Source organism: Rahnella perminowiae (assembly GCF_019049755.1).
Classification (GTDB): domain Bacteria; phylum Pseudomonadota; class Gammaproteobacteria; order Enterobacterales; family Enterobacteriaceae; genus Rahnella; species Rahnella perminowiae.
Genome location: NZ_JAFMOS010000634.1, coordinates 1 through 25623, shown reverse-complemented (window position 1 = coordinate 25623; position 25623 = coordinate 1). Strand labels below are relative to the sequence as shown.

Below are 25623 nucleotides of genomic sequence, written 5' to 3'. Positions count from 1 at the left end.
CGGAGAGAAACTATGTTTGAACCTATGGAACTGACCAATGACGCGGTGATTAAAGTCATCGGCGTCGGCGGTGGCGGTGGCAACGCTGTCGAACACATGGTGCGTGAGCGCATCGAAGGTGTTGAATTCTTTGCCGTTAATACAGACGCCCAGGCGTTACGTAAAACGGCAGTAGGACAGACTATTCAGATCGGTAGTGGTATTACCAAAGGTCTGGGTGCTGGTGCGAACCCGGAAGTGGGTCGCAATTCTGCAGAAGAAGATCGTGAAGCCCTGCGCGCTGCGCTTGAAGGTGCTGATATGGTCTTTATCGCAGCGGGCATGGGTGGCGGTACCGGTACCGGTGCAGCGCCTGTGGTGGCTGAAGTAGCAAAAGATTTAGGTATTCTGACCGTGGCTGTGGTGACTAAGCCTTTCAACTTTGAAGGCAAAAAACGCATGGCATTTGCGGAGCAGGGTATCGCTGAATTGTCCAAACATGTGGATTCTCTGATCACTATCCCGAACGACAAGCTGTTAAAAGTTCTGGGTCGCGGTATCTCTCTGCTGGACGCCTTCGGTGCGGCCAACGACGTGCTGAAAGGTGCGGTGCAGGGTATCGCTGAGCTGATCACCCGTCCGGGTTTGATGAACGTCGACTTCGCCGACGTGCGCACCGTCATGTCCGAAATGGGTTATGCCATGATGGGTTCTGGTGTGGCATGCGGTGAAGACCGTGCTGAAGAAGCGGCAGAAATGGCGATCTCCAGCCCGCTGTTGGAAGACATCGACTTGTCCGGCGCGCGCGGCGTTCTGGTCAACATTACTGCTGGCTTCGACCTGCGTCTGGATGAATTCGAAACCGTGGGTAACACCATTCGTGCTTTCGCATCAGATAACGCAACCGTGGTTATCGGTACGTCTCTTGACCCGGAAATGAATGACGAGCTGCGTGTGACCGTGGTTGCAACCGGTATCGGCATGGACAAACGTCCTGAGATCACTTTGGTGACTAACAAGCCAGCCAGCCAGCCCGTGATGGATCATCGTTACCAGCAGCACGGTATGTCTCCGTTGCCGCAGGAAACGAAACCTGCTGCTAAAGTGGTGAATGATCAAAGTGCGCAATCCAATAAAGAGCCCGACTATCTGGACATCCCGGCCTTCCTGCGTAAGCAGGCAGACTAGTCCGAATTGTAGGATCTCCGCTCTTTGTGCTAAACTGTCCCGCCGACCTTAAGGTATGCTTAGGTCGGTTGGATGGATAAACATTGCGAGATAAAAACGATGATCAAACAACGTACATTAAAACGTATCGTTCAGGCGACGGGCGTCGGTTTGCATACCGGCAAGAAAGTCACCCTGACTCTGCGTCCTGCACCGGCAAATACCGGGGTCATCTATCGTCGCACTGACTTGAATCCACCGGTTGATTTCCCGGCAGATGCAAAATCCGTGCGTGATACCATGCTCTGTACTTGCCTGGTTAATGAGCATGACGTACGCATTTCTACGGTAGAACACCTTAATGCGGCATTAGCAGGCCTGGGCATCGATAACATTATTATCGAAGTCGACGCGCCGGAAGTGCCTATTATGGACGGTAGTGCCGCACCTTTCGTCTATCTGTTGATGGATGCAGGGATTGAAGAACTGAACAGCGCGAAGAAATTCTTGCGCATCAAAGATACTGTGCGTGTTGAAGACGGTGATAAGTGGGCTGAGTTCAAACCCTTTAATGGTTTCTCTCTGGACTTCACCATCGACTTCAATCACCCGGCGATTGATTCCAGTTCTCAGCGCTACAAGATGAACTTCTCCGCAGAAGCATTTGTTCGCCAAATCAGCCGGGCACGTACTTTCGGTTTCATGCGTGATATCGAGTACCTGCAGTCACGCGGTTTGTGCCTGGGTGGCAGCTTTGATTGCGCAATTGTTGTAGATGATTACCGTGTGCTTAACGAAGATGGCCTGCGTTTTGAAGATGAATTCGTTCGTCACAAAATGCTGGATGCTATCGGTGACTTGTTCATGTGTGGGCATAACATTATTGGTGCGTTTACCGCCTACAAATCTGGCCACGCCTTGAACAACAAGTTATTGCAAGCGGTACTGGCTAAGCAGGAAGCCTGGGAATTAGTCACGTTCCAGGATGAAGCTGAAATGCCACTGGCTTTTAAAGCACCGTCTACAGTATTGGCGTAATCGGTACTTTTGGTATTACTTATTACGACTGGTTGGTTTGGCACTCTCTCCGGCCAATTCAGCCAGTCGTTCTAAAGCCTTTCTGAGTTTCTCCGGGCTCCGGCTCGCAAGTCCCCTTAATTCCTCTGCACTTTGTGCACTCAAATGCCTGACAGGCATAGATTCTGACGCGTTCGCTTTATTTTTAACCGCAATCTGCGAAGCATTTTCCATTTTCGCCATGAGCGAAGGATTAATCCTGATGTCGATTGATGACAATGATGGTAGAATTTGCGCTCGAAGTGCAGAGAGTAATGCGGGTTGTTCATAGCGTAATCGCATCATCCAGCTGGCATTAGCTATTTCAAGTACTAAAACTCCCTGTCGATAATTACCGACACGACACCAGGGTTGCATGGGTGCCGGTAACAGGCCTTTCACTGCGCGGTTGAGTTTCAATAACGCCGCCGCACGCTGTTGAACAATACGCAGCGGGCTTTGTTCAGTCGAAGAGGCGTCATCGAACAGGATATCTAATAATTGTGGGCGACTATCGCGCATGATGGGCTCCGGCGGATTGTAAACTTGTGATTGGCATTCTAAATCGTTGGCGACAATTTGGCAGAAGGTATTTTTGGCCGCATCTCCTGTTGGGGATGGTCGCGGCAAGCCTTGGCGTGTCCACTAACCTGTCGCAAACGGAACTGCCAGCGGCTCCCAATACATCCTCAAGCCTAAACCGTCTTACTATCGCCAGCACAGGGCTGAGTAATCTTGCGTTACTCCAGGCGAATCGCCGCCCGTCTTTCGGTGTAGATTACTGGCAACAGCATGCATTACGCACGGTCATCCGTCATCTTTCTTTTGCTTTGGCACCGCAGGTCGTTTACACCGTCGCGCAGCCGGAAGCAGAAATGCAGGAAGCTGAACCGCTGCATGTTCAGCAACTCGCGTTGCTGGTGACCCTGAATGCTTTACTGACCCATGAGCCAAAACCTCCGGTTATCATCCGTCAGACGCAGCAACCTTTTCTCCCTCTTGCTTCATCGTATCAAACCGGCCTGTGGTTAGCACAGGTGCAAGGCATTCGTGCCGGTCCGTCCCCTCTGATTTAACAGACTGTAATTCTAAACTCTATTTATAAATCAACAAATTATTGGCTACATTGCGTGGCCTCCAAGAGATATTAAGCACTATGTTAATCAAATTATTGACCAAAGTTTTTGGTAGCCGTAACGACCGTACTTTGCGCCGTATGCGTAAAGTGGTTGACCTGATCAACCGCATGGAACCTGAAATCCAAAAGCTGACCGATGAGCAACTGCAGGCGAAAACCAACGAATTCCGTGAGCGCCTGGCGAAAGGTGAAGTACTGGAAAACCTGATCCCGGAAGCCTTTGCGGTTGTCCGTGAATCCAGTAAACGTGTATTCGGTATGCGTCACTTCGATGTGCAGCTGCTGGGCGGTATGGTGCTGAACGAGCGTTGCATCGCAGAAATGCGTACCGGTGAAGGTAAAACGCTGACCGCAACCCTGCCAGCTTACCTGAACGCATTGAGTGGCAAGGGCGTTCACGTCGTTACCGTCAATGATTATCTGGCACAGCGTGACGCCGAAAATAACCGTCCGCTGTTTGAATTCCTTGGCCTGAGCATCGGCATCAACTTGCCAGGTATGCCTTCTCCGGCGAAGCGTGCTGCTTATGCTGCAGACATCACCTACGGTACAAACAACGAATACGGCTTTGACTATCTGCGCGACAATATGGCATTCAGCCCTGAAGAACGTGTACAACGCAAACTGCACTATGCGCTGGTGGATGAGGTTGACTCCATCCTGATTGATGAAGCACGTACCCCGCTGATTATCTCCGGCCCGGCCGAAGACAGCTCAGAAATGTATACGCGGGTAGATAAACTGATCCCTAAACTGATCCGTCAGGAAAAAGAAGATTCAGATACCTTCCAGGGTGAAGGACATTTTTCTGTTGATGAGAAAGCGCGCCAGGTTCACCTGACCGAGCGTGGCCTGGTCTTGATCGAAGAAATGTTGGTAGATGCAGGCATTATGGATGAAGGCGAATCTCTGTATTCCCCGACTAATATCATGCTGATGCACCACGTCACGGCGGCATTACGCGCGCACGTGCTGTTTACCCGCGATGTTGATTACATCGTGAAAGACGGCGAGGTCATTATCGTCGACGAACATACCGGTCGTACCATGCAAGGCCGTCGCTGGTCAGACGGTCTGCATCAGGCAGTTGAAGCCAAAGAAGGCGTTGAAATTCAAAACGAAAACCAGACGCTGGCATCCATCACCTTCCAGAACTACTTCCGTCTGTATGAAAAACTGGCCGGCATGACCGGTACTGCGGATACCGAAGCGTTCGAATTCAGCTCTATTTATAAACTGGATACCATTGTTGTGCCAACGAACCGCCCTATGGTGCGTAAAGATATGGCCGACCTGGTGTACATGACCGAAATGGAAAAAATTGGCGCGATTATCGAAGATATCCGCCAGTGTACTGCCAAAGGTCAGCCTGTTCTGGTTGGTACTATTTCCATTGAAAAATCAGAAGTTGTTTCCAACGAACTGACCAAGGCGGGCATTGCGCATAGCGTCCTTAACGCCAAGTTCCATGCCAAAGAAGCAGACATTGTTGCTCAGGCGGGTCAGCCAGGTGCAGTCACCATCGCCACCAATATGGCCGGTCGTGGTACAGATATCGTGCTGGGCGGCAGCTGGCAGGTTGAAGTCGAAAACCTGGGCGAAGAAGCAACGGATGAGAAAATCGCTGAAATTAAAGCCGCATGGCAGATCCGTCATGACGCCGTTCTGGCTGCAGGTGGTTTACACATTATTGGTACTGAGCGTCATGAATCCCGTCGTATTGATAACCAGTTGCGCGGCCGTGCGGGTCGTCAGGGTGACGCCGGTTCATCCCGTTTCTATCTGTCTATGGAAGATGCCCTGATGCGTATCTTCGCCTCTGACCGCGTGTCAGGCATGATGCGTAAACTGGGTATGAAACCGGGCGAAGCGATTGAACATCCATGGGTCACTAAAGCCATTGCTAACGCTCAGCGTAAAGTTGAAAGCCGTAACTTCGATATCCGTAAGCAATTGCTGGAATACGATGATGTGGCAAGCGATCAGCGTCGTGCGATCTATAGCCAGCGTAACGAATTACTGGACGTGTCTGATGTGAGCGAAACCATCGCCAGCATCCGTGAAGATGTATTCAAAGCCACTATCGACAGTTACATTCCGCCACAATCCCTTGAAGAAATGTGGGATGTAAAAGGTCTGGAAGAGCGCCTTAAGAATGATTTCGAGCTGGAAATGCCGATTTCTGAATGGCTGGATAAAGAGCCGGAACTGCACGAAGAAACCCTGCGCGAACGTATCATGGAGATCGCGAAAGAATCTTACGCCCGTAAAGAAGAAGTGGTTGGCGCTGAAATGATGCGTAACTTCGAGAAAGGCGTGATGTTGCAGACACTGGACTCACTGTGGAAAGAGCACCTGGCGGCGATGGATTACCTGCGTCAGGGCATCCATTTACGCGGCTATGCGCAGAAGGATCCTAAGCAGGAATACAAACGCGAATCCTTCGCGATGTTTGCTGCCATGCTCGAATCCCTGAAATATGAAGTGGTCAGCGTACTAAGCAAAGTCCAGGTGCGTATGCCTGAAGAAGTGGAAGCGATGGAGATTCAGCGCCGTGAAGAAGCTGAGCGTCTGGCTCGTCAGCAGCAGCTTAGCCATCAGGATCAGCAGGAAATCGAAGTGGCTGAGGCAGCGCGACTTGCTTCTTCCGGAGATCGCAAAGTAGGCCGTAACGATCTCTGCCCGTGTGGTTCCGGTAAAAAATACAAACAATGTCATGGCCGCCTGCAAAAGTAACATCTCCGGCTAAGTCATCGTGTTAATCTTGAAGGCGGCTTAATTGCCGCCTTTATTTTTGGCTAAATAGTCCTCATAACAACAGTCAATGTAGTCAGCGGATAGGTGGAACTGTGGCGCTTAAACAACTTAATATCGCAGCAGGCATTATCCGGAATGCCAGCAAAGAAATCTTTATCACTCAGCGCGATGCATCATCACATATGGCCGGGTTCTGGGAGTTTCCGGGCGGTAAGATTGAAGCGGGCGAAACACCGGAACAGGCCGTTATTCGCGAGCTACAGGAAGAGGTCGGCATAGATGCTAAATCTCCTGTGTTGCTGAAAACGTTGGAGCACCGGTTTCCGGATCGTATTATTACGCTCTATTTTTTTCTGGTAGAAGACTGGCAGGGCGAGCCGTATGGCAAAGAAGGGCAGCCGAAGCGCTGGGTTGCGCAGGCCGGTTTGAAAGAGGAGGAGTTTCCTCCCGCCAATGAAGGGATTGTTACCGCCCTCAAGAATAATCAGTACTGATTACGCCTGGAATTCAATGGTATACACAATTCGAAAGCGTATAAAAAGGGGCCGGAGCTCCTTTTTATATGCTGTACGGATTAAATCTCTTCTTCACTCCAGTCATCCAGATCATTCACATCCCCCTTACTTGGAATGCGTTTCTCTTCATCGGCCCATTCGCCGAGATCAATGAGCTGACAACGCTTGGAACAAAAAGGGCGGTAAGGGCTTTGTTCACCCCAAACCACGATTTTCTGACAGGTCGGGCAATTTACTTCAATAATTTCAGGGTCCATTTGCAACTCCTAGCAGCAGGCAAGTTCAAAATTCAGTCGCGCGGGAACCACGCCATGTTCACTGTCGAGGGGTAAAAAGCGAATGGCATAACGGGTTTTATGCCCGGATACTTGCGGATAAAGCTGGTTTTCCATCGAGAGCCGTAATCGTAACAGATCTGCGCCTTCCGCGTTGTCCTGGAAAAATCCATTCAAACTGATTTGATTACGAAACGCGCCAGACTGACGGATCAGATCCAGTACCATCATCAGCGAATTATTCAGCGGAGCCAGAGTTTCGAGCCAGTTTTGCACTTCACGATCACGTTGTGACTGTGCCAGATGAAGCCAGATATGCAGTGTCGGCAAATCAAAGCTGCAGCACCCGCCCGGGATACTCAGACGTTGGCGAACCAGCGCGACCAGACGATCCTCCTTCAGGGCTTGACCTATGCGTGGAGCTTTCATTAATACCGATGCGCATTGCTTAAGCTCAGCGCGCAGTCCTTCGATCCTGACTAAATCAACGCCCGGGACATCTTTCCATTGAGACAATTTTTGCTGCTGGCGTTCAAGCTCTTTCAGTAAATCGGTGCGAACTTCACCACGTTCCAGCACATCCAATAAATCTGCAGCGGTGCGAAAAAATAGCAGAGCAGAGGCGATATCAGTGAGTTGTGCGTTGGAATGCATCTGTTGCAATAAAAACTCGATGCGAAGCCAGGTACGCATTTTCTCATTCAGTGGATGTTCAAAGAGAACGGTTGCAGCTACATCAGTCATGCTTGGCAATATCCTGTCTGTTTACTCACACCGCAAGTTGCAGGTAGCGGTGATGTAATTGGGCAACACGCGGTTCAATTAATTTCGGATCACCGCTGTTATCAATAATGTCATCCGCGCAGGCCAGACGTTTTTCACGGCTGATCTGCGCAGCAATAATACTTTCAGCCTGCTGGCGGCTGATACCATCGCGCGACATCGTCCGGGAAAGCTGAATATGGGGTTCTACATCCACGACCAGAACGCGGTTCGCTTGCGTCTGTAATCCATTTTCAATCAGCAGCGGTACGACCCAGAGTACGTACGGCGTCTGCGCCTCAGCAATCAAATATTGTGTTCTGGCATGAATAATGGGGTGTAATAATTTATTAACCCATTCTTTTTCATCAGCATTGCTGAAAATTCGCTCACGAAGCGCCGGACGTTTCAGTGAGCCATCAGCGGAAATAATACTTTCACCAAATCGCTGACGCAGTTCTTCCAGTGCGGGTTCACCGGGTGCAACAACCTGACGGGCAATCTCATCTGCATCGACAATGCTTACGCCGTGGTGTGCGAAGCTTGCGGAAACGGTACTTTTGCCACTACCGATACCTCCGGTCAATGCAACGATATAGCTCATATTGGTGCTCTGATAAAATTCGTTAGGTAAATGATAAAGAGATTATGAGTAAGTGCAAGCCGTGGTGTTCCCGGTTTTGATGAGAAAAATTATTAATCTGCACAATCAAAAGTCTGTGATGGAGGTTGTAAAAGCCATCTTGCCGTTGTCATTTTCCTGTGTATGATAAAACCACTGGAAAGGGTGTGTAAAAATTTGCCGTGCACCCTAGCGACCCGTCGCCAAACCAGGACTCACACGCCATGCGCATTGAAGAAGATTTGAAGTTAGGTTTTAAAGACGTACTCATCCGCCCAAAACGTTCTACCCTCAAAAGTCGTTCCGAAGTTGAACTGGAGCGCACATTCACTTTTAAACACTCAGGTTTCAACTGGTCCGGCACCCCGATTATTGCCGCGAACATGGACACTGTTGGCACATTCCGCATGGCGGCCGTACTGGCGTCTTTTGGCCTGCTTACGGCTGTACACAAACATTATACCGTAGAACAGTGGCAGGCTTTCGTGACGTCCTCCGATGAATCCGTGCTGCGTAATGTCATGGTATCAACCGGGACGTCAGAAGCTGATTTCGTTAAGACCCTGCAAATTCTTGCTTTATCGCCTCTGCTGAAGTTTGTTTGTCTGGATGTTGCTAACGGTTATTCCGAGCACTTTGTAGATTTCCTGCGACGTGTACGCGAAGCCTGCCCGGATAAAGTCATTTGCGCGGGCAACGTGGTGACCGGTGAAATGGTGGAGGAGCTTATTCTCTCTGGCGCGGACATCGTAAAAGTCGGCATCGGTCCGGGGTCGGTATGTACGACTCGCGTAAAAACCGGTGTGGGATATCCGCAGCTTTCCGCTGTTATTGAATGTGCTGACGCTGCTCATGGTCTGGGCGGGCAGATTGTCAGCGATGGCGGTTGTGCTGTTCCTGGCGATGTGGCAAAAGCGTTCGGTGGCGGTGCTGATTTTGTCATGCTTGGCGGCATGCTGGCTGCGCATGATGAATGTGAAGGCACCGTCGTTGAAGAGAATGGCGAAAAATTCATGCTCTTCTATGGCATGAGTTCAGAGTCTGCCATGAAACGCCACGTTGGCGGTGTTGCTGAATACCGCGCAGCAGAAGGTAAAACAGTCAAATTGCCTTTGCGTGGCCCGGTTGAAAACACCGTGCGTGACATTCTCGGTGGATTGCGTTCTGCCTGTACTTATGTCGGTGCAGAGCGTCTGAAAGAACTGACCAAGCGAACAACCTTTATCCGTGTCGCGGAACAGGAAAATCGTCTGTTTGGCAGTAAATAAGCCCGATTCAGTCATAGCGGCGAAACATGTTTCGCCGCTATTTCACCGTTTTTTACCTCTCTGTTTACCCCATCACCGAACCCAGTTGGAAAATGGGCAGATACATCGCAATCACCAGTCCACCAACAATCACTCCCATTACAGCCATGAGTATCGGTTCAATCATTTGTGACAATGAGTCCGCAAGCGAGTTAGCTTTGTCACGATGCAGATGTGCGAGTTTCAGCAATAACTCATCCAGCGCTCCTGATTCTTCACCGATTTTTATCAGCTGATGACATAAGGTCGGGAACAGTGGCGACTGGACAAAAGCTTTATGCAGCGGCGTTCCTTGCATGATGTGCTCGCGTATGTGGTTCAGTGCAGCCTGAAAATGCAGATTAGACATTGATGCAGATGCTGCTGTGAGCCCGGCAATTAACGTCATTCCAGCCTGCTGTGTCATTGCCAGCGTTTGAAATATCTGGCTGAGGCAACTGTCTGTCACCAGGCGTGATGTCAGAGGTAGCCTGAGCAGTAACATCTGCTCGCGTAGTTTCCAATGCTTAAGCGGGTGCAATTTCTGCCAGTAGCCGAAACACAAAAGCGACAAAATACCCGCCAGCCAGGGGCCGCTGTTGAGGATGGCATCAGAAGCAACGACCAGCATGCGTGTAAACCAGGGGAGTTCGGCATCAAAAGAAGCATAAATTTTGGCAAACTCAGGCAACACTAAAGTCAGCATGAGCAACGTGACCACTATCGCGATCAGGCTGACAATCAGAGGATACCGCAGTGCTTTTTTCACTTTGCTTCTTAGTTCAGCCTGTTGTTCCTGTTGAGCGGCCAGTTGCAGACAGCATTTGTCCAGTTGTCCCGTGAGTTCACCAATGGAAATTATCTGCCTGTAAATATCTGGAAAAACATCCGGATAATAATTCAGTGTGACCGATAACGGTTTTCCTTCGCGAACGCCTTTCGCGATATTTAACAATACACAATGCCACGCGGGTTTCGGGTGTTCATTGGCCAGCAAGGTCAGGCCATTCACCAGTGGTAACCCGGCTTGTAGCAGCGTTGCAAGTTGCCTGATGAACGCAACACGTTCCTGATTTTTCCAGAAACGCTTTCCCAGTCGTTGTTTCATAGTGATTTTAAGGGGTTGCAAACCGGCCGCAAAAAGCTGCGGATAAATTCTGGCCTTATCCAGCTCAATACAGTGATCTTGCTGAATACTTCCCTGTGTGTCGATAGCCTGCCAGCGATAGAGTCGCCAGGAATGAGGTGTGTCACCCTCAGTTTTCATGCCCCTTCCCCCTCACCGGTAACACGATATAGTTCTTCAAGTGAGGTGATCCCCTGTTCGACCAGCAACATACCGGCCTCATGCAATGTCTTTTGCCCTTGTTCCCGGGCAATTTTACTCAGCTCATGCACATTGGCCTCTGCCACCAGTGCCTGCTGTAACATGGGGGTTATGTTCAGCGTTTCATAAATACCGGTACGCCCGTAATAGCCTGAAAAGCATTGATGGCATCCTGCAGGCAGCCATAAAGGTATGTGGCCGCTTATGCCATCAGCACTTTTTTCAACCAGCGACATGTGCGGTTTGCGGCAATGCGGGCACAATTTTCGTACCAGCCGCTGGGCAATCACAAGACGCAAACTGGCGGCAATATGGAAACCTTCAATCCCCATCTGTCGGAGGCGGGTCAGTGTTTCGCAGGTAGAATTAGTGTGGAGGGTTGAGAGGACCAGATGCCCGGTTTGCGCTGCCTTTACGGCGATTTCGGCTGTTTCTTTGTCTCTGATTTCGCCAACCATAATGACATCAGGATCCTGACGTAATAAGGCACGCAGGACGCTGGCAAAACTAAGATCTGTTTTGCTGTTAATCTGCGTCTGATTGATGCCACTGACCGGGATCTCAATCGGATCTTCCACGCTGCAGATATTGCGGGAGATAGCATTCAGGTGACGAAGGCCGCTGTAAAGCGTTACCGTTTTTCCACTGCCTGTCGGGCCGGTGACCAGAATTAAACCTTGTGGATGCTTCAGTGCGGTTTTGAAAAAGTCCAGGTCTCGTGGCGTAAAACCCAGTTGCGACATAGAGAGATCCTGCTGAGTCATGTGCAGAATGCGCAGCACGATTTTCTCTCCGTGCAGGGTCGGCAGGGAAGATACTCTCATGGAGTATCTCTGCTTTTGCAGCATGACTGAGAGCTGGCCATCTTGTGGTAGCCGTCGTTCAGCCACATTCAGCTGTCCCATAATCTTCAGTCGCGCGCATACCCCGGCTGCCATCGAAAATTCAGGACCGGGCACTTCCTGCAATACTCCGTCAATTCGCATACGAACCCGGAAACTGTGCTCGTAGGGCTCAAAATGTATATCAGATGCCCTGCGGGTGATTGCCAGTCTGAGTATCTGATTGAGGATGTTAATGACTGGCGCATCACTCTGATTATTCAGCTCATTGCTTTCATCCGTTTCTGCGGGCGATAACGGTTTTTCTGCAGCGATATTTTCCTTTATTTCTGAACTGCCTTGCTCCATAGCTTGTTCCAGCCGCGTTTGTGGCCAGCGTTCAAGTTGCACTTTTAAGCCGGTGGCAAAGCGCAGTACCTGACTTAACGCCTCAGAATCTGCCTCTGTTTCATGGCATGCAACATGAAGCATCTGGTGGTCGCGATGCAACACAACGGCTTTGTAGCGCTGACACAATGCTTCAAGTGACGCTTCACTTTGCAGGCGGTCGTTAATGGATGGAGACTCTGGGCGCAGGGGGGTATCGCTCATTATGGCGCTCCTGTGGTGTCAAAGCGGAAAATGCTTTCGCAAGCTTCAACCATCGAGGTATTACCGGCATTGTTGCAGATTCTGCTCCATGTAATACCTCCCGCCTGGTTATCCGGAACCGGCGTCATCACAACACTGAGGCCATCCAGTGCCTGCTGACCGGTCAGTGAAATTACACCGGAATTAACCTGGATCTGGCTGACATAGCGACTGGTGGTCGTTGCCGGAATGCCCTGACTACCGGCGTTGCAATTTGTCAGCGCCCCCGTATCTATGACGCACAGTTCGACACCGGTTTTGTAGGGCACCATGGTTTGCAGCATGTCTGTCATGGCTGCTTTCTGGATATAGCTCTGGTACGCGGGTATGCCGATGGCACTGAGGATCGCAATAATCGCGATCACCACCATCAGTTCAATGAGGGTAAATCCTTGTTGCCGGTTCATGACGTTCTCCGTTTCGTAAGGCTGCGTTGTCGTTTCTCAGGCAGCAAATTAAACGGAGAAAAAACCTGACTCCAGTGCCATTTCTGGCTTTTCCACGATATCTTCCAGGATAAATATGTCCGCCAGCAAGGCAGTCAAAATTTTTGCGCGAGGACTCGCAACAACAAAGATGAAATGAAAAAAGTGATGGTGGTCAGAAGGAGAGAATGTGAGGGTAGTACGGCAAGATGAAATAGAGCGAAAGACGTCGTGTTGCCCCTGAAAAGGAATCCGGGGGCAACAGCGAAATGATTAGCTGAAGCGCATGGAAAGATCCATGGCTCTGACATGCTTGGTCAGCGCACCGACAGAAATGTAATCCACGCCGGTTTCCGCGAATTCGCGTAGCGTTGTTGCCGTCACGTTACCGGACACTTCAAGCAGCGCACGGCCTGCGGTCAGAATAACGCCTTCGCGCATCATCGGCACGGTGAAATTATCCAACATAATAATATCAGCACCTGCATCCAACGCCTGCTGAAGTTCATCGATGGATTCGACTTCTACTTCAACGGGCACCTCCGCGTGGATCCATAAGGCACGCTCTACGGCCGCTTTGATGGAGCCGCAGGCAATGATGTGGTTTTCCTTAATCAGAAACGCATCAGCCAGACCAAGGCGGTGATTGCTTCCGCCGCCACATAACACGGCATATTTCAGCGCTGTACGCAGGCCGGGTAAGGTTTTGCGGGTATCGAGCAACTGAGTTTTGGTGCCCTCAAGGATTTTCACATAGTGATTCACCTCAGTTGCCACGCCGGACAAGGTCTGCACAAAATTCAGTGCGGTACGTTCACCGGTCAGCAGCATGCGCGCGGAACCTGAGAGTTCACATAAAGTCTGGTTTTCAGATACGTTATCGCCGTCTTTAACATGCCATCTGACGGTGATTTTATCGCCAGCCAGTTGGGTAAAGACTTCGTCCAACCAGCCCTGACCGCAGAAAATGCCAGCTTCGCGGGTAATAATGGTGGCGTTAGCCTGTTTATCTTGCGGCAACAGCTGAGCTGTTAAGTCATTGTTGGCATTGACTTCGCCCCCCAGATCTTCACCGAGAGCCTGAGTAACAAGAGAAGGAATATCATTCTGGATACGTTCGAGTAACTGTGCGCGGCGACTTTCAGGGCTGTAGCTGCGGGTAGACATACAAATACTCCGAAATGGCGGATAAGAAGGAGAAAAAAACATGCTACCCTGTTGCTGTGATAAGTACCACCCGAGCACATCATTGAGGTCTTTGATGCACTTAAAACAAGGCTGGATTACTGAAGCCCGGCAGGTCGTTTCTCCCCATTTTGATCTCCGTCCTGAAGATGAAATACCCTCATTGCTGGTGATCCATAACATCAGTTTGCCGCCTGGAAAATTTGGCGGTCCTTATATTGATCAATTGTTTACCGGCACGCTGAATCCACTGGATGATCCTTATTTTGAAGGGATCAGCCATTTACGCGTTGCTGCGCATTGTTTAATTCGTCGTGATGGCGAGATTGTGCAATATGTTCCGTTTGATAAACGTGCCTGGCATGCCGGTATATCTAGCTGGCGGGGGCGTGAGCGCTGTAATGACTTTTCGATTGGTATTGAGCTGGAAGGGACTGATTTTCAACCCTTTACTGATGCACAATATCGCAGTCTGGCTTCTGTTACTGAGTTGTTAATTAAGCATTATCCTATCAGTCCCGATGCCATTACCGGACACAGTGATATTGCTCCCGGGCGTAAGACCGATCCCGGCCCTGAATTCGACTGGGCATTTTATCGCAAGCTGCTAGCGTTGCCGGTAGGGCAGAATGATCTTTCTGACCGGTAATTAACCGGGCTTCGGTATCTGTTTTACATGGGTAATGTATTAAGAGAGAGTGACAATCGATGACGTTATTTACTTTGCTTCTGGTGCTGGCTTGGGAACGCTTATTCAAACTGGGTGAACACTGGCAGTTGGATCATCGGTTTGAGGTGATTTTTCGCCGCGGCCGGCAGGCTTCTCTGGCTAAAACCCTGGCCATCATGATTATCTGGATGGTGATAATCGGGGGAGTATTGCGTGCTGTGCAGGGGCTCTTCTTCGGTGTGCCAACGCTGATCTTATGGGTGATTTTATGCCTGCTGTGCATTGGCGCTGGCATCAAGCGCAAGCATTACCGTGCCTACCTTAAGTCAGCCCGTCAGGGTGATGTCGATGCCTGTAAGGAAATGGCAGAAGAGCTGGCCTTGATCCATGGGCTGCCAACAGATTGCAGTGAAGAAGCCCGTCTGAGAGAGCTGCAAAATGCACTTCTCTGGATCAACTACCGCTACTATCTCGGGCCGTTGTTCTGGTTCGTGGTCTGCGGGCCTTACGGACCGATAGCGTTGGGCGGTTATGCCGTATTGCGGGGTTATCAGACCTGGCTGGCGCGTCACATGCCACCACTGAAACGTTCCCAGTCCGGGGTGGATGCACTGCTGCATATTCTCGACTGGATCCCGGTTCGTCTGGCTGGCGTTGCTTATGCATTGCTTGGTCACGGGGAAAAAGCCTTACCGGCCTGGTTTGCTTCGTTAGGCGATATTCATTCCTCACAATATCAGGTCTTAACACGGCTGGCGCAGTTCTCTCTGGCGCGTGACCCGCATACTGATCCGGTACAGACGCCTCGTGCGGCCGTGAGTCTCGCACGTAAAGTGACGATGATCATTCTGGTGGTTGTGGCACTGCTGACGATTTATGGCACCCTGATTTAGCGCATTTTGCCATCCACTATTTTGTGACGCTTAGCGCATTAAAAAAGCCCGGTACATTTTCATGGTCCGGGCTTTTTGCTTTTTGTCAGTGCTGTTTTTGTAACGTCAGCGGACGGTTATCGGCGGCGGGTTCTCCGAAATCGGGCATGCCATTCTCGTCCCAGCGGAAGGTTTTAATGCGCGTATGTCGGTTCGGGTCGTACAGCGGATCACCCTCAATTTCGGTGTAATTGCGGGCGTGATACACCAGCACATCTTCGCCCTGTTCATTACGGGTGAAGCTGTTATGACCAGGGCCGAACTGCCGGTTCTGCGCCTGAGTACTGAATACCGGACGCTGGGATTTATGCCAGCTCGCCGGATCCATCAGGTTGCTGTTGATATCTGCGGTAAGAAGGCCGATACAGTAATTTTCGTCGGTAGCGCTGGCGGAATAGGTGATGAAAATTTTATCACCATGTTTGATCACGGCCGGCCCTTCGTTAACCCAAAAACCGATAGTTTCCCAGTCCAGTTCAGGCTTACTGAGCATGACGGGCGGTGATTTCAGCGTCCACGGGTTTTCCATTTCAGCCAGATATAAATTGGAGTTTCCGCGAATTGTTGGGTCTTTTTGAGCCCACAGATAATAGCTTTTGCCCTGATGCTCAAAATGAGTGGCATCGAGCGAAAAACTGTCAATCGGGGTCTGGATCTGACCTTTCTCCTGCCAGGTTCCGCTGAGCGGATCAGCATCCTCACAAACCAGCGCATACATTCTGTGCTGGAATAAGCCATCGACAATTTCTTGTGACGGGGCGGCCGCATAGTAAATGACCCATTGTCCGTCGATGAAATGCAACTCCGGTGCCCAGATCAGCGCACTCATCGGGCCGGTATCTGGCTTGTGCCAGACGAGGGTAGCCGGAGCTTGAGCAAGCCCTGTCAGCGTTGACGAGCGGCGGATCTCCAGCCGGTCATATTCAGGTACTGATGCGATAAAGTAATAGTTTCCGTCGCTGTGCAGCCAGATATGCGGATCGGCACGTTGCTCAATCAGCGGGTTGGGGTAATTACTCATGTTTCAGCTCCTTGCTGGTCAGGGGGACGCTGATTATTTCTGCGTCTTGTGTATTTTTCGCGTCATGATATTCATTCAGTTCGCGGTAATTACGGCGGCGAATCTCCAGATCTGCCTGAATGGTACGCATGGTTTCGCGGTCAACTTTCAGCAGACGTACAACACCGGCGGTAATGAAATAACCCACGCCCGGAATGACAGTGAATAACAACATAATGCCGTTAATGGCATGGTCGCTTTGCTGTGTTGCGCCGGCATTGTAGCCGTACGCAGAGAGCAGGAAGCCGACCATCGCGCCTGCTACCGCCAGTCCGCATTTCAGGAAGAACAGATTACCGGAGAAGCTGATGCCGGTGACGCGCTTGCCAGTTTTCCATTCGCCGTAATCGTCAACGTCAGCCATCAGCGACCAGTGTAGCGGGGAAGGGAGTTGGTGCATGATGTTGAGGATAAAGTACGCCACCAGAATAAGTGTCGTGGCGTGCGGGTCGAGGAAATAGAATCCGCAGGAGAAAATGGTCAGGATGATGTTGGCCCAGAAGAACACTTTCAGTTTGCAGTATTTATCTGTCAGTGGTTTTGCCAGCGCGCTGCCGATCATCATGCCCACTACGCCGAGGCTGATAAACATACTGGCAAATGAAGTGGATTTTTCCATCACCCAGGTAACGTAATACATGGTGGCGGCCATACGGATGAAGCCCGGACACACGTTGCAGAACGTCAGCAGCAGGATGCGTACCCACTGGTCGTTTTTCCACACATCTTTCAGGTCAGATTTTAAGGCATGTTTTGACGGTACTGCGGGCTGGATCCGTTCTTTTACCGAGCTGAAGCAGAACAGGAACATGAACAGCGCGATGATCGCCATCACGCCCATCGACATCTGGTAGCCCTTGGCTTTGTCTGCGCCACCGAAAAAATCGGCCATCGGCAGCAAGGTGGAAGAGAGGATCAGTGTCGCGATCCCTACCATAAAGAAGCGGTAAGACTGACAGGCAACACGCTCATGCGGGTCGGCAGTAATGACGCCACCGAGCGAGCAATAAGGAATGTTGATGGCCGTGTAAGTCAGTGACATCAGGAAGTAAGTGACAAAGGCATAGATAACTTTGCTGTTGTAACTCCATTCCGGTGTAGTGAACATCAGCACGCTGAACAGTACATACGGCACTGAAACCCACAACAAATACGGGCGGAAACGTCCCCAGCGGGTGGTGGTACGGTCAGCGATCGCCCCCATTATCGGGTCGGTTACCGCGTCGATAACACGCACCGACAACAGCAATATCCCCACCAGCGCGGGGGCTAAACCGAAAACATCGGTGTAAAAATAATTAAGAAACAGCATGATGGCGCCGCCAATCATATTGCAGCCCGCATCCCCCATTCCGTACGCTACTTTCTCTTTAAACGACAGTGCGCCTTCCTTCATGGATGTTCACTCCGGCTATTGGATAAAAGGATTTTGTTAAAAAACTGTTTGATAGCTCAGAGTATTGGTCGGAGTGAGACAGAGTGGTCAGGAGGTAAGAGTCATGAAGATGGACATTTTAGTCATACGGGAGGAAATGTGAGCCAGATAACAAATACCCATCATACTTCGAGCTGCAGGTGCGTTGGCTACCATCTTTCACCCGAATCACTTACCAGAGTAAGTTCATCGGGTTCTCTTGCCTGCCGCCTTCCTGCAACTCGAATTATTTTGGGTATCTCTTAACTATTTAACTTAAGCGTTAACGGATTTCCCGCTTTGCTGATTTTTGATCCAGTAACCGATGCCCAGCACCACCAGCCACACAGGGATCAGCCACACGGAGATCGCCATGCCTGGCGTGATAGCCATGATCACCAGAATTGCTGCCATAAACAGCAGGCAGATATAGTTACCCAGCGGATACAGCAGCGCTTTGAACTTAGGTTCCACGCCTTCACGACGTTTCGCCTGACGGAATTTCATGTGCGCAAGGCTGATCATTGCCCAGTTGATCACCAGTGCAGACACCACCAGGGCCATCAGCAAGCCAAACGCCTCACCCGGCATCAGATAGTTGATCAGAACACACAGCGCTGTGGTGGCAGCAGAAACGAGGATGGAAGCCACCGGAACGCCGCGTTTATCGACATTGAGCAATGCCTTAGGTGCGTTGCCTTGCTGAGCCAGGCCAAACAGCATGCGGCTGTTACAGTAAACACAGCTGTTATAAACCGACAGCGCGGCTGTCAGGATCACCACGTTCAGGGCGTTGGCCACCAGTGCATCCCCCAGGTCATGGAAGATCAGCACAAACGGGCTGGTATCCGGTCCGACACGGGTCCATGGCATCAGCGAAAGCAGTACAGCCAGTGAGCCTACATAGAAAATCAGGATGCGGTAGATAACCTGATTGGTCGCTTTAGGGATGCTGACTTCCGGATTATCCGCTTCAGCAGCAGTAATCCCGACCAGTTCCAGGCCACCAAAGGAAAACATGATGATCGCCATCATCATCACAAGCCCGGTCATGCCGTGAGGCAGGAAACCGCCTTGCTCCCAAAGGTTACGTACTGTTGCCTGCGGGCCTGCCGTATCGCTGAACAGCAGCCAGCCGCCGAACAGAATCATCGCCACCACGGCAACCACTTTGATGATCGCAAACCAGAACTCCATCTCACCAAACACTTTAACGTTAGTAAGATTGATGGCGTTGATCAGCACGAAGAATACTGCGGCAGAAGCCCATGTCGGGATTTCCGGCCACCAGAATTGAATATATTTACCCACGGCTGTCAGTTCGGCCATCGCGACCAGAACGTACAGCACCCAGTAATTCCAGCCGGAAGCAAACCCGGCAAATCCGCCCCAGTATTTATAGGCAAAATGACTGAATGAACCGGCAACCGGCTCTTCAACCACCATTTCACCCAACTGGCGCATAATTAAGAATGCGATAAAGCCTGCGATGGCATAACCGAGAATAATCCCCGGTCCTGCGGACTGAATAACGGAAGCGCTGCCCAGAAACAGCCCTGTACCGACGGCCCCGCCTAATGCAATCAACTGAATATGACGGTTTTTGAGGCCGCGCTTCAGCTCATCGCCTTGTTGTTGATCAACCATTTACCTGTCCTCTGTCATAGGGGCAAAACCCATAACATTCTGTGTGTTAGAGAGAATGTAAGGCGATAATTACACTTTTTGTATCTAATTATTTACGGCTGGATTGAGCCTAAAAATCAGGATCATCTACCGTTCGGGCAAGAATAATGTTATGCGGAAAAGTTTGCACGGGGTTTATGCGCCATCCGCATAACAAATAATCAAATTGACCGGAAATTTGTTCTGGATCTCTAAAATGAGATCTCACGCAGCGTAAAAACGATAAATGATAAAAATTTGTTAAAATGTGCGGGGTCGACGCATTTACTGGGTAGCCATATGGACACAAGGTGAATACTTTGTTACTTTACGGCCACGTTTTTTAAATTGGTATTACCAATTGACTCCGGCAACTTACAGAGTCGCTACTCGCAGAGAACCGCACATATATGGCTTACAGCAAAATCCGACAGCCTAAGTTATCCGATGTGATCGAGCAGCAACTTGAGTTTCTGATCCTCGAAGGCACCTTGAGGCCTGGGGAAAAGCTTCCGCCAGAGCGCGAACTGGCCAAACAGTTTGATGTATCGCGACCTTCTCTCAGAGAGGCAATCCAAAGCCTGGAAGGGAAGGGGCTACTCCTGCGCCGTCAGGGTGGTGGCACTTTCGTACAAAGTAACCTGTGGCAAAGCGTGAGTGATCCGCTGGCCGAGTTACTGGCCGACCATCCTGAATCACAATTCGATCTCCTTGAAACACGACATGCCCTTGAAGGGATCGCTGCGTATTACGCGGCGCTTCGTGGCACAGAGGAAGATCTGCAGCGCATTCGCGATTGTCATGTGGTTATTCAGACCGCACAAGACAGCGGAGATCTGGATGCAGAAGCCGATGCGGTTATGCAGTATCAGGTCGCTGTAACAGAAGCAGCCCATAATGTGGTGCTGTTGCACCTGGTCCGCTGTATGGGGCCAATGCTCGAGAAGAATGTTCGACAGAACTTTGAATTGCTTTACTCACGCCGGGAAATGCTGGCGACAGTAAGCAACCACCGCGCCAGTATTTTCGAGGCGATTGTTGCACGGGAACCAGAAATAGCGCGTGCCGCATCTCACCGTCACCTGGCGTTCATTGAAGAAGTTTTGCTGGATCTCAGCAGGGAACACACCCGGCGGGATCGGTCTTTACGACGACTCCAGCAACGAAAAGATGAAAGTTAACCATCAGGGTTAATTTTTAGAGCCCTCATTTGAGGGCTCACGGCAACTACATGACGGGCCTGTCTTCGTGCGCTCTCTTAGCGGCGAAGCGCGTTTTTGAAAGAGTGCAGGAAGACAGGCTCCAGATAAACCAACGTATTAGAGACAGATAAGGAAAAGCACCATGTCAGAACGTGTAAATAATGACGTGGATCCGATCGAAACTCGCGACTGGCTACAAGCGATCGAATCGGTCATCCGTGAAGAAGGTGTTGAGCGTGCACAGTTCCTGATCGATCAGGTTCTCAGTGAAGCGCGCAAGGGCGGCGTAAGCGTCGCTGCTGGCGCAGCCAGCCGTAACTACGTCAATACCATCGCTGTTGAAGACGAACCTGAATACCCGGGTAACCTGGAGCTGGAACGTAACATTCGTACCGCTATCCGCTGGAACGCCATCATGACCGTTCTGCGTGCGTCCAAGAAAGACCTGGAACTCGGCGGCCACATGGCGTCCTTCCAGTCTTCTGCGACCGTGTACGAAGTGTGCTTCAACCACTTCTTCCGTGCGCGCAACGAAAAAGACGGCGGCGATCTGGTGTACTTCCAGGGCCACATCTCCCCGGGCGTATACGCACGTGCTTTCCTTGAAGGCCGTCTGACTGAAGAGCAGATGAACAATTTCCGTCAGGAAGTTCACGGTAAAGGTCTGTCTTCTTATCCGCACCCTAAACTGATGCCTGAATTCTGGCAGTTCCCGACGGTATCGATGGGGTTGGGCCCGATTGGTGCCATCTACCAGGCTAAATTCCTGAAATATCTGGAACACCGTGGCCTGAAAGATACCTCCGCACAGCGCGTTTACGCATTCCTGGGCGACGGTGAAATGGACGAACCAGAATCCAAAGGTGCGATCACCATCGCGACCCGTGAGAAACTGGATAACCTGTGCTTCATCATCAACTGTAACTTACAGCGTCTTGATGGCCCGGTAACCGGCAACGGTAAAATCATCAACGAACTTGACGGCATCTTCTCAGGCGCTGGCTGGAACGTGATTAAAGTGATCTGGGGCAACCGTTGGGATGAACTGCTGCGTAAAGACACCAGCGGTAAACTGATCCAGCTGATGAACGAAACCGTTGATGGCGACTATCAGACCTTCAAGTCCCGCGACGGTAAATACGTTCGTGACCATTTCTTCGGTAAATACCCTGAAACTGCGGCGCTGGTCAAAGACATGACCGACGACGAAATCTGGGCACTGAACCGTGGTGGTCATGATCCGAAGAAAGTTTTCGCTGCACTGAACAAAGCACAGAATACCAAAGGCCAGCCGACCGTTATCCTTGCGCATACCATTAAAGGTTATGGCATGGGCGACGCTGCCGAAGGTAAAAACATTGCTCACCAGGTGAAGAAAATGAACATGGATGGCGTGCGCTATATCCGTGATCGTTTCAGTGTGCCAGTCACCGATGAAAATCTGGAAAAACTGCCGTACATCACGCTGGAAAAAGACTCTGCAGAATACAAATACCTGCATGAGCGTCGTGCTGCGCTGAAAGGCTACCTGCCGACTCGTCTGCCAAACTTCACGCAGAAGCTGGAAATGCCGAAACTGGAAGACTTCTCACCACTGCTGGAAGAGCAGAAGAAAGAGATCTCTACCACTATCGCTTTCGTCCGTGCCCTGAACGTGATGCTGAAAAACGACTCCATTAAAGACCGTCTGGTCCCGATCATCGCCGACGAAGCGCGTACATTCGGTATGGAAGGTCTGTTCCGTCAGATTGGTATTTACAGCCCGAACGGTCAGCAATACACCCCGCAGGACCGTGAGCAGGTTGCTTACTATAAAGAAGACGAGAAAGGTCAGATCCTGCAGGAAGGTATCAACGAACTGGGTGCCGCGTCTTCATGGCTGGCCGCAGCGACGTCTTACAGCACCAACGATCTGCCAATGATCCCGTTCTACATCTACTACTCTATGTTTGGTTTCCAGCGTATCGGCGACCTGTGCTGGGCAGCGGGTGACCAACAGGCGCGTGGCTTCCTGATCGGCGGTACTTCGGGTCGTACTACCCTCAACGGTGAAGGTCTGCAGCATGAAGATGGCCACAGCCACATTCAGTCTCTGACTATCCCTAACTGTATTTCTTACGACCCGTCTTACGCTTACGAAGTGGCTGTCATCATGCATGATGGTCTGGTACGTATGTACGGTGAAGCGCAGGAAAACATTTATTATTACATCACCACGCTGAACGAAAACTACCACATGCCAGCCATGCCGGAAGGCGCGGAAGAAGGCATCCGTAAGGGTATCTACAAGTTAGATACGCTGGAAGGTAGCAAAGGTAAAGTGCAGTTGCTGGGCTCAGGTTCTATCCTGCGTCACGTACGTGAAGCCGCTGAGATCCTGTCCAAAGATTACGGCGTAGGTTCTGACGTTTACAGCGTGACCTCCTTCACTGAACTGGCCCGCGACGGTCAGGATTGTGAGCGCTGGAATATGCTGCATCCAACCGAAACACCACGCGTTCCGTACATCGCCCAGGTAATGAGCGATGCGCCAGCGGTAGCGTCAACTGACTACATGAAACTGTTTGCTGAACAGGTTCGTACATACGTTCCGGCCAGTGATTATCGCGTTCTGGGTACGGATGGCTTCGGTCGTTCAGACAGCCGCGAAAACCTGCGTCACCACTTCGAAGTGGATGCATCGTACGTTGTGGTTGCTGCGCTGGGTGAATTGGCTAAACGCGGCGAAATCGAAACGTCTGTAGTGGCTGAAGCCATTAAGAAATTCGATATCAATCCAGAAAAAGTTAACCCGCGTCTGGCATAAGAGGTAAAGACAGATGGCTATTGAAATTAACGTACCGGATATCGGTGCAGATGCAGTGGAAGTCACCGAAATCATGGTGAAGGTGGGCGATAAAGTTGAAGCTGAACAATCGCTGATCACCGTTGAGGGCGATAAAGCTTCTATGGAAGTGCCTTCTCCACAGGCTGGCGTGGTCAAAGAAATTAAAGTTGCGGTTGGCGATACCGTTGAAACCGGCAAACTGATCATGATCTTCGACGCCGCTGATGGTGCTGCTGATGCGGCACCTGCGAAACAGGAAGCCAAAGCAGAAGAGAAAGCGCCTGCCGCCGCACCTGCTTCCAGCGAAAGCAAAGAAGTGAACGTGCCTGATATCGGTGGCGATGAAGTAGAAGTCACTGAAATCATGGTGAAAGTGGGTGACACAGTCGAAGCGGAACAATCGCTGATCACCGTAGAAGGCGATAAAGCTTCTATGGAAGTCCCTGCACCGTTCGCGGGTAAAGTAAAAGAGATCAAAATCGCTGCGGGCGATAAAGTCAGCACCGGCTCTCTGATCATGGTCTTCGACGTGGCAGGCTCGGGTGCAGCCGCACCTGCCGCTGCTGCAGAAACCAAATCAGACGCGGCACCTGCGGCTCCGGCTCAGTCCGGCAGCAAAGAAGTGAATGTACCTGATATCGGTGGCGACGAAGTGGAAGTCACTGAAATCATGGTGAAAGTCGGCGACAAAATCAGTGCTGAACAGTCACTGATCACCGTTGAAGGCGACAAAGCCTCAATGGAAGTCCCGGCACCGTTCGCGGGCACGGTGAAAGAAATCAAAATCGCGGCGGGCGATAAAGTCAGCACCGGTTCTCTGATCATGGTCTTTGAAGTAGAAGGCGCTGCGCCTGCTGCTCCGGCGGCTAAGAAAGAAGAAGCGGCTGCCCCGGCGAAACAGGAACAAAAAGCCGCTGCACCTGCTGTTAAAGCAGAGAGCAAAGGCGAGTTCGCTGAGAACGATGCTTATGTTCACGCCACGCCGGTTATCCGCCGTCTGGCCCGTGAGTTCGGCGTTAACCTGGCGAAAGTCAAAGGGACCGGCCGTAAGGGCCGTATCCTGCGCGAAGACGTTCAGACTTACGTGAAAGACGCGGTCAAACGTGCTGAAGCCGCGCCGGCAGCAGCAACGGGTGGCGGTCTTCCTGGCATGTTGCCTTGGCCGAAAGTGGACTTCAGCAAATTCGGTGAAATTGAAGAAGTCGAACTGGGCCGTATCCAGAAAATCTCTGGTGCGAACCTGAGCCGTAACTGGGTGATGATCCCGCATGTTACGCATTTCGACAAAACCGATATCACTGAGCTGGAAGCGTTCCGTAAACAGCAGAACGATGAAGCCGCTAAACGCAAACTGGACGTGAAATTCACGCCGGTGGTCTTCATCATGAAAGCCGTTGCGGCTGCGCTTGAGCAGATGCCACGCTTCAACAGTTCTCTGTCCGAAGATGGTCAGAAACTGACGCTGAAAAAATACATCAACATCGGTGTGGCGGTCGATACGCCAAACGGTCTGGTTGTTCCGGTCTTCAAAGACGTGAACAAAAAAGGCATCGCCGAGTTGTCCCGTGAGCTGATGGCGATCTCCAAGAAAGCCCGTGACGGTAAGCTGACTGCCGGTGAAATGCAGGGCGGTTGCTTCACCATCTCCAGCCTCGGCGGTATCGGGACGACCCATTTCGCGCCAATCGTTAATGCGCCGGAAGTGGCTATCCTGGGTGTCTCCAAGTCTGCCATTGAGCCAGTCTGGAACGGTAAAGAGTTCACACCGCGTCTGATGATGCCAATGTCGCTCTCCTTCGACCACCGTGTGATTGACGGGGCCGATGGTGCGCGCTTCATTACCATCATCAACAACGTGTTGTCTGACATTCGCCGTCTGGTGATGTA

Annotated in this window: 22 protein-coding genes; 11 read left to right on the top strand and 11 right to left on the bottom strand. The window is 51.0% G+C overall.

Annotated features, from left to right (window positions below; genetic code table 11):
- The first annotated feature begins 12 nt into the window (after nucleotides 1-12).
- Together ftsZ and lpxC are read left to right on the top strand one after the other, a co-directional pair.
- Entirely contained in the window at nucleotides 13-1167 is a 1155-nt protein-coding gene (gene ftsZ / locus J1785_RS23725; protein WP_013577005.1) for a cell division protein FtsZ, read from the top strand.
- Nucleotides 1168-1266: 99 nt separating this feature from the next.
- Complete coding sequence (gene lpxC / locus J1785_RS23720; protein WP_129953195.1) at nucleotides 1267-2184, top strand: UDP-3-O-acyl-N-acetylglucosamine deacetylase; 918 nt, start codon at nucleotides 1267-1269, stop codon at nucleotides 2182-2184.
- 15 nt (nucleotides 2185-2199) lie between these two features.
- On the opposite strand, the gene J1785_RS23715 is transcribed toward lpxC, so the two are convergent.
- Nucleotides 2200-2724 (bottom strand): DUF721 domain-containing protein, encoded by a 525-nt coding sequence (locus J1785_RS23715; RefSeq protein WP_129953194.1) that lies wholly within the window; start codon nucleotides 2722-2724, stop codon nucleotides 2200-2202.
- A gap of 26 nt (nucleotides 2725-2750) precedes the next feature.
- Between J1785_RS23715 and secM the strand changes: the two genes are divergently transcribed.
- The 3 genes from secM (at nucleotide 2751) to mutT (ending at nucleotide 6591) form a co-directional block, all read left to right on the top strand.
- Nucleotides 2751-3278, top strand: coding sequence for a secA translation cis-regulator SecM (secM, locus tag J1785_RS23710; protein ID WP_129953193.1), 528 nt, complete (start codon nucleotides 2751-2753; stop codon nucleotides 3276-3278).
- Nucleotides 3279-3358: 80 nt separating this feature from the next.
- Nucleotides 3359-6076 carry a preprotein translocase subunit SecA gene (secA, locus tag J1785_RS23705; protein ID WP_129953192.1) on the top strand — a complete coding sequence of 906 codons (2718 nt, stop codon included), beginning with the start codon at nucleotides 3359-3361 and terminating at the stop codon, nucleotides 6074-6076.
- Between the two features lie 113 nt (nucleotides 6077-6189).
- Nucleotides 6190-6591, top strand: a complete 402-nt coding sequence (mutT, locus tag J1785_RS23700) for an 8-oxo-dGTP diphosphatase MutT (protein ID WP_129953191.1) — start codon at nucleotides 6190-6192, stop codon at nucleotides 6589-6591.
- Between the two features lie 80 nt (nucleotides 6592-6671).
- On the opposite strand, the gene yacG is transcribed toward mutT, so the two are convergent.
- From yacG to coaE, 3 genes are read right to left on the bottom strand one after another with little or no spacing between them, the layout of a single operon-like run.
- A complete protein-coding gene (gene yacG / locus J1785_RS23695) occupies nucleotides 6672-6869 on the bottom strand; it encodes a DNA gyrase inhibitor YacG (RefSeq protein ID WP_013576999.1) in 198 nt (65 codons plus the stop codon).
- A gap of 9 nt (nucleotides 6870-6878) precedes the next feature.
- Entirely contained in the window at nucleotides 6879-7631 is a 753-nt protein-coding gene (gene zapD / locus J1785_RS23690; RefSeq protein WP_129953190.1) for a cell division protein ZapD, read from the bottom strand.
- A 25-nt stretch (nucleotides 7632-7656) separates the two neighbouring features.
- Nucleotides 7657-8253 carry a dephospho-CoA kinase gene (coaE, locus tag J1785_RS23685; protein ID WP_129991316.1) on the bottom strand — a complete coding sequence of 199 codons (597 nt, stop codon included), beginning with the start codon at nucleotides 8251-8253 and terminating at the stop codon, nucleotides 7657-7659.
- Nucleotides 8254-8495: 242 nt separating this feature from the next.
- Here coaE and J1785_RS23680 point away from each other — a divergent pair, with 242 nt between their 5' ends.
- Nucleotides 8496-9539, top strand: coding sequence for a GMP reductase (locus J1785_RS23680; RefSeq protein WP_217139501.1), 1044 nt, complete (start codon nucleotides 8496-8498; stop codon nucleotides 9537-9539).
- Between the two features lie 64 nt (nucleotides 9540-9603).
- Here J1785_RS23680 and hofC read toward each other — a convergent pair whose 3' ends face one another.
- From hofC to nadC, 4 genes are all read right to left on the bottom strand, one after another.
- Nucleotides 9604-10824 (bottom strand): protein transport protein HofC, encoded by a 1221-nt coding sequence (gene hofC, locus J1785_RS23675; RefSeq protein WP_129953187.1) that lies wholly within the window; start codon nucleotides 10822-10824, stop codon nucleotides 9604-9606.
- The gene (gspE, locus tag J1785_RS23670) at nucleotides 10821-12317 is read right to left on the bottom strand and encodes a type II secretion system protein GspE (RefSeq protein ID WP_217220914.1); all 1497 of its coding nucleotides are present in this window, start codon (nucleotides 12315-12317) and stop codon (nucleotides 10821-10823) included. The genes hofC and gspE overlap by 4 nt, the downstream gene beginning before the upstream one ends.
- Nucleotides 12317-12763 carry a prepilin peptidase-dependent pilin gene (ppdD, locus tag J1785_RS23665; protein WP_129953185.1) on the bottom strand — a complete coding sequence of 149 codons (447 nt, stop codon included), beginning with the start codon at nucleotides 12761-12763 and terminating at the stop codon, nucleotides 12317-12319. The genes gspE and ppdD overlap by 1 nt, the downstream gene beginning before the upstream one ends.
- Before the next feature lie 291 nt (nucleotides 12764-13054).
- Nucleotides 13055-13948 (bottom strand): carboxylating nicotinate-nucleotide diphosphorylase, encoded by an 894-nt coding sequence (gene nadC / locus J1785_RS23660; protein ID WP_129991319.1) that lies wholly within the window; start codon nucleotides 13946-13948, stop codon nucleotides 13055-13057.
- 94 nt (nucleotides 13949-14042) lie between these two features.
- Here nadC and ampD point away from each other — a divergent pair, with 94 nt between their 5' ends.
- Together ampD and ampE are read left to right on the top strand one after the other, a co-directional pair.
- Nucleotides 14043-14615 carry a 1,6-anhydro-N-acetylmuramyl-L-alanine amidase AmpD gene (gene ampD, locus J1785_RS23655; protein ID WP_129991320.1) on the top strand — a complete coding sequence of 191 codons (573 nt, stop codon included), beginning with the start codon at nucleotides 14043-14045 and terminating at the stop codon, nucleotides 14613-14615.
- Between the two features lie 59 nt (nucleotides 14616-14674).
- On the top strand, nucleotides 14675-15529 hold the full coding sequence (gene ampE / locus J1785_RS23650) for a beta-lactamase regulator AmpE (protein ID WP_129953182.1): 855 nt from the start codon (nucleotides 14675-14677) through the stop codon (nucleotides 15527-15529).
- A gap of 85 nt (nucleotides 15530-15614) precedes the next feature.
- Here ampE and J1785_RS23645 read toward each other — a convergent pair whose 3' ends face one another.
- From J1785_RS23645 to aroP, 3 genes are all read right to left on the bottom strand, one after another.
- Nucleotides 15615-16589: a glycoside hydrolase family 43 protein gene (locus tag J1785_RS23645; RefSeq protein WP_129953181.1), complete on the bottom strand. Its 975-nt coding sequence runs from the start codon at nucleotides 16587-16589 to the stop codon at nucleotides 15615-15617.
- Nucleotides 16582-18024, bottom strand: a complete 1443-nt coding sequence (locus J1785_RS23640) for an MFS transporter (protein ID WP_217139499.1) — start codon at nucleotides 18022-18024, stop codon at nucleotides 16582-16584. Before J1785_RS23640 ends, J1785_RS23645 begins: the two co-directional genes overlap by 8 nt.
- 294 nt (nucleotides 18025-18318) lie before the next feature.
- Nucleotides 18319-19689, bottom strand: a complete 1371-nt coding sequence (gene aroP / locus J1785_RS23635; RefSeq protein WP_217220913.1) for an aromatic amino acid transporter AroP — start codon at nucleotides 19687-19689, stop codon at nucleotides 18319-18321.
- Between the two features lie 428 nt (nucleotides 19690-20117).
- Here aroP and pdhR point away from each other — a divergent pair, with 428 nt between their 5' ends.
- From pdhR to aceF, 3 genes are all read left to right on the top strand, one after another.
- The gene (gene pdhR / locus J1785_RS23630) at nucleotides 20118-20888 is read left to right on the top strand and encodes a pyruvate dehydrogenase complex transcriptional repressor PdhR (RefSeq protein ID WP_013576986.1); all 771 of its coding nucleotides are present in this window, start codon (nucleotides 20118-20120) and stop codon (nucleotides 20886-20888) included.
- Between the two features lie 163 nt (nucleotides 20889-21051).
- Nucleotides 21052-23715 carry a pyruvate dehydrogenase (acetyl-transferring), homodimeric type gene (aceE, locus tag J1785_RS23625; RefSeq protein ID WP_129953178.1) on the top strand — a complete coding sequence of 888 codons (2664 nt, stop codon included), beginning with the start codon at nucleotides 21052-21054 and terminating at the stop codon, nucleotides 23713-23715.
- Nucleotides 23716-23728: 13 nt separating this feature from the next.
- Nucleotides 23729-25623: pyruvate dehydrogenase complex dihydrolipoyllysine-residue acetyltransferase (aceF, locus tag J1785_RS23620; protein WP_129991322.1), on the top strand; the 1895-nt coding region annotated here is incomplete at its 3' end.

Coding starts and splice junctions, on each gene's coding strand:
- ftsZ (WP_013577005.1), top strand. CDS start 13: ATGTTTGAACCTATGGAACTGACCAATGACGCGGTGATTAAAGTCATC.
- lpxC (WP_129953195.1), top strand. CDS start 1,267: ATGATCAAACAACGTACATTAAAACGTATCGTTCAGGCGACGGGCGTC.
- J1785_RS23715 (WP_129953194.1), bottom strand. CDS start 2,724: ATGCGCGATAGTCGCCCACAATTATTAGATATCCTGTTCGATGACGCC.
- secA (WP_129953192.1), top strand. CDS start 3,359: ATGTTAATCAAATTATTGACCAAAGTTTTTGGTAGCCGTAACGACCGT.
- yacG (WP_013576999.1), bottom strand. CDS start 6,869: ATGGACCCTGAAATTATTGAAGTAAATTGCCCGACCTGTCAGAAAATC.
- zapD (WP_129953190.1), bottom strand. CDS start 7,631: ATGACTGATGTAGCTGCAACCGTTCTCTTTGAACATCCACTGAATGAG.
- coaE (WP_129991316.1), bottom strand. CDS start 8,253: ATGAGCTATATCGTTGCATTGACCGGAGGTATCGGTAGTGGCAAAAGT.
- J1785_RS23680 (WP_217139501.1), top strand. CDS start 8,496: ATGCGCATTGAAGAAGATTTGAAGTTAGGTTTTAAAGACGTACTCATC.
- hofC (WP_129953187.1), bottom strand. CDS start 10,824: ATGAAAACTGAGGGTGACACACCTCATTCCTGGCGACTCTATCGCTGG.
- gspE (WP_217220914.1), bottom strand. CDS start 12,317: ATGAGCGATACCCCCCTGCGCCCAGAGTCTCCATCCATTAACGACCGC.
- ppdD (WP_129953185.1), bottom strand. CDS start 12,763: ATGAACCGGCAACAAGGATTTACCCTCATTGAACTGATGGTGGTGATC.
- nadC (WP_129991319.1), bottom strand. CDS start 13,948: ATGTCTACCCGCAGCTACAGCCCTGAAAGTCGCCGCGCACAGTTACTC.
- ampD (WP_129991320.1), top strand. CDS start 14,043: ATGCACTTAAAACAAGGCTGGATTACTGAAGCCCGGCAGGTCGTTTCT.
- ampE (WP_129953182.1), top strand. CDS start 14,675: ATGACGTTATTTACTTTGCTTCTGGTGCTGGCTTGGGAACGCTTATTC.
- J1785_RS23645 (WP_129953181.1), bottom strand. CDS start 16,589: ATGAGTAATTACCCCAACCCGCTGATTGAGCAACGTGCCGATCCGCAT.
- J1785_RS23640 (WP_217139499.1), bottom strand. CDS start 18,024: ATGAAGGAAGGCGCACTGTCGTTTAAAGAGAAAGTAGCGTACGGAATG.
- aroP (WP_217220913.1), bottom strand. CDS start 19,689: ATGGTTGATCAACAACAAGGCGATGAGCTGAAGCGCGGCCTCAAAAAC.
- pdhR (WP_013576986.1), top strand. CDS start 20,118: ATGGCTTACAGCAAAATCCGACAGCCTAAGTTATCCGATGTGATCGAG.
- aceE (WP_129953178.1), top strand. CDS start 21,052: ATGTCAGAACGTGTAAATAATGACGTGGATCCGATCGAAACTCGCGAC.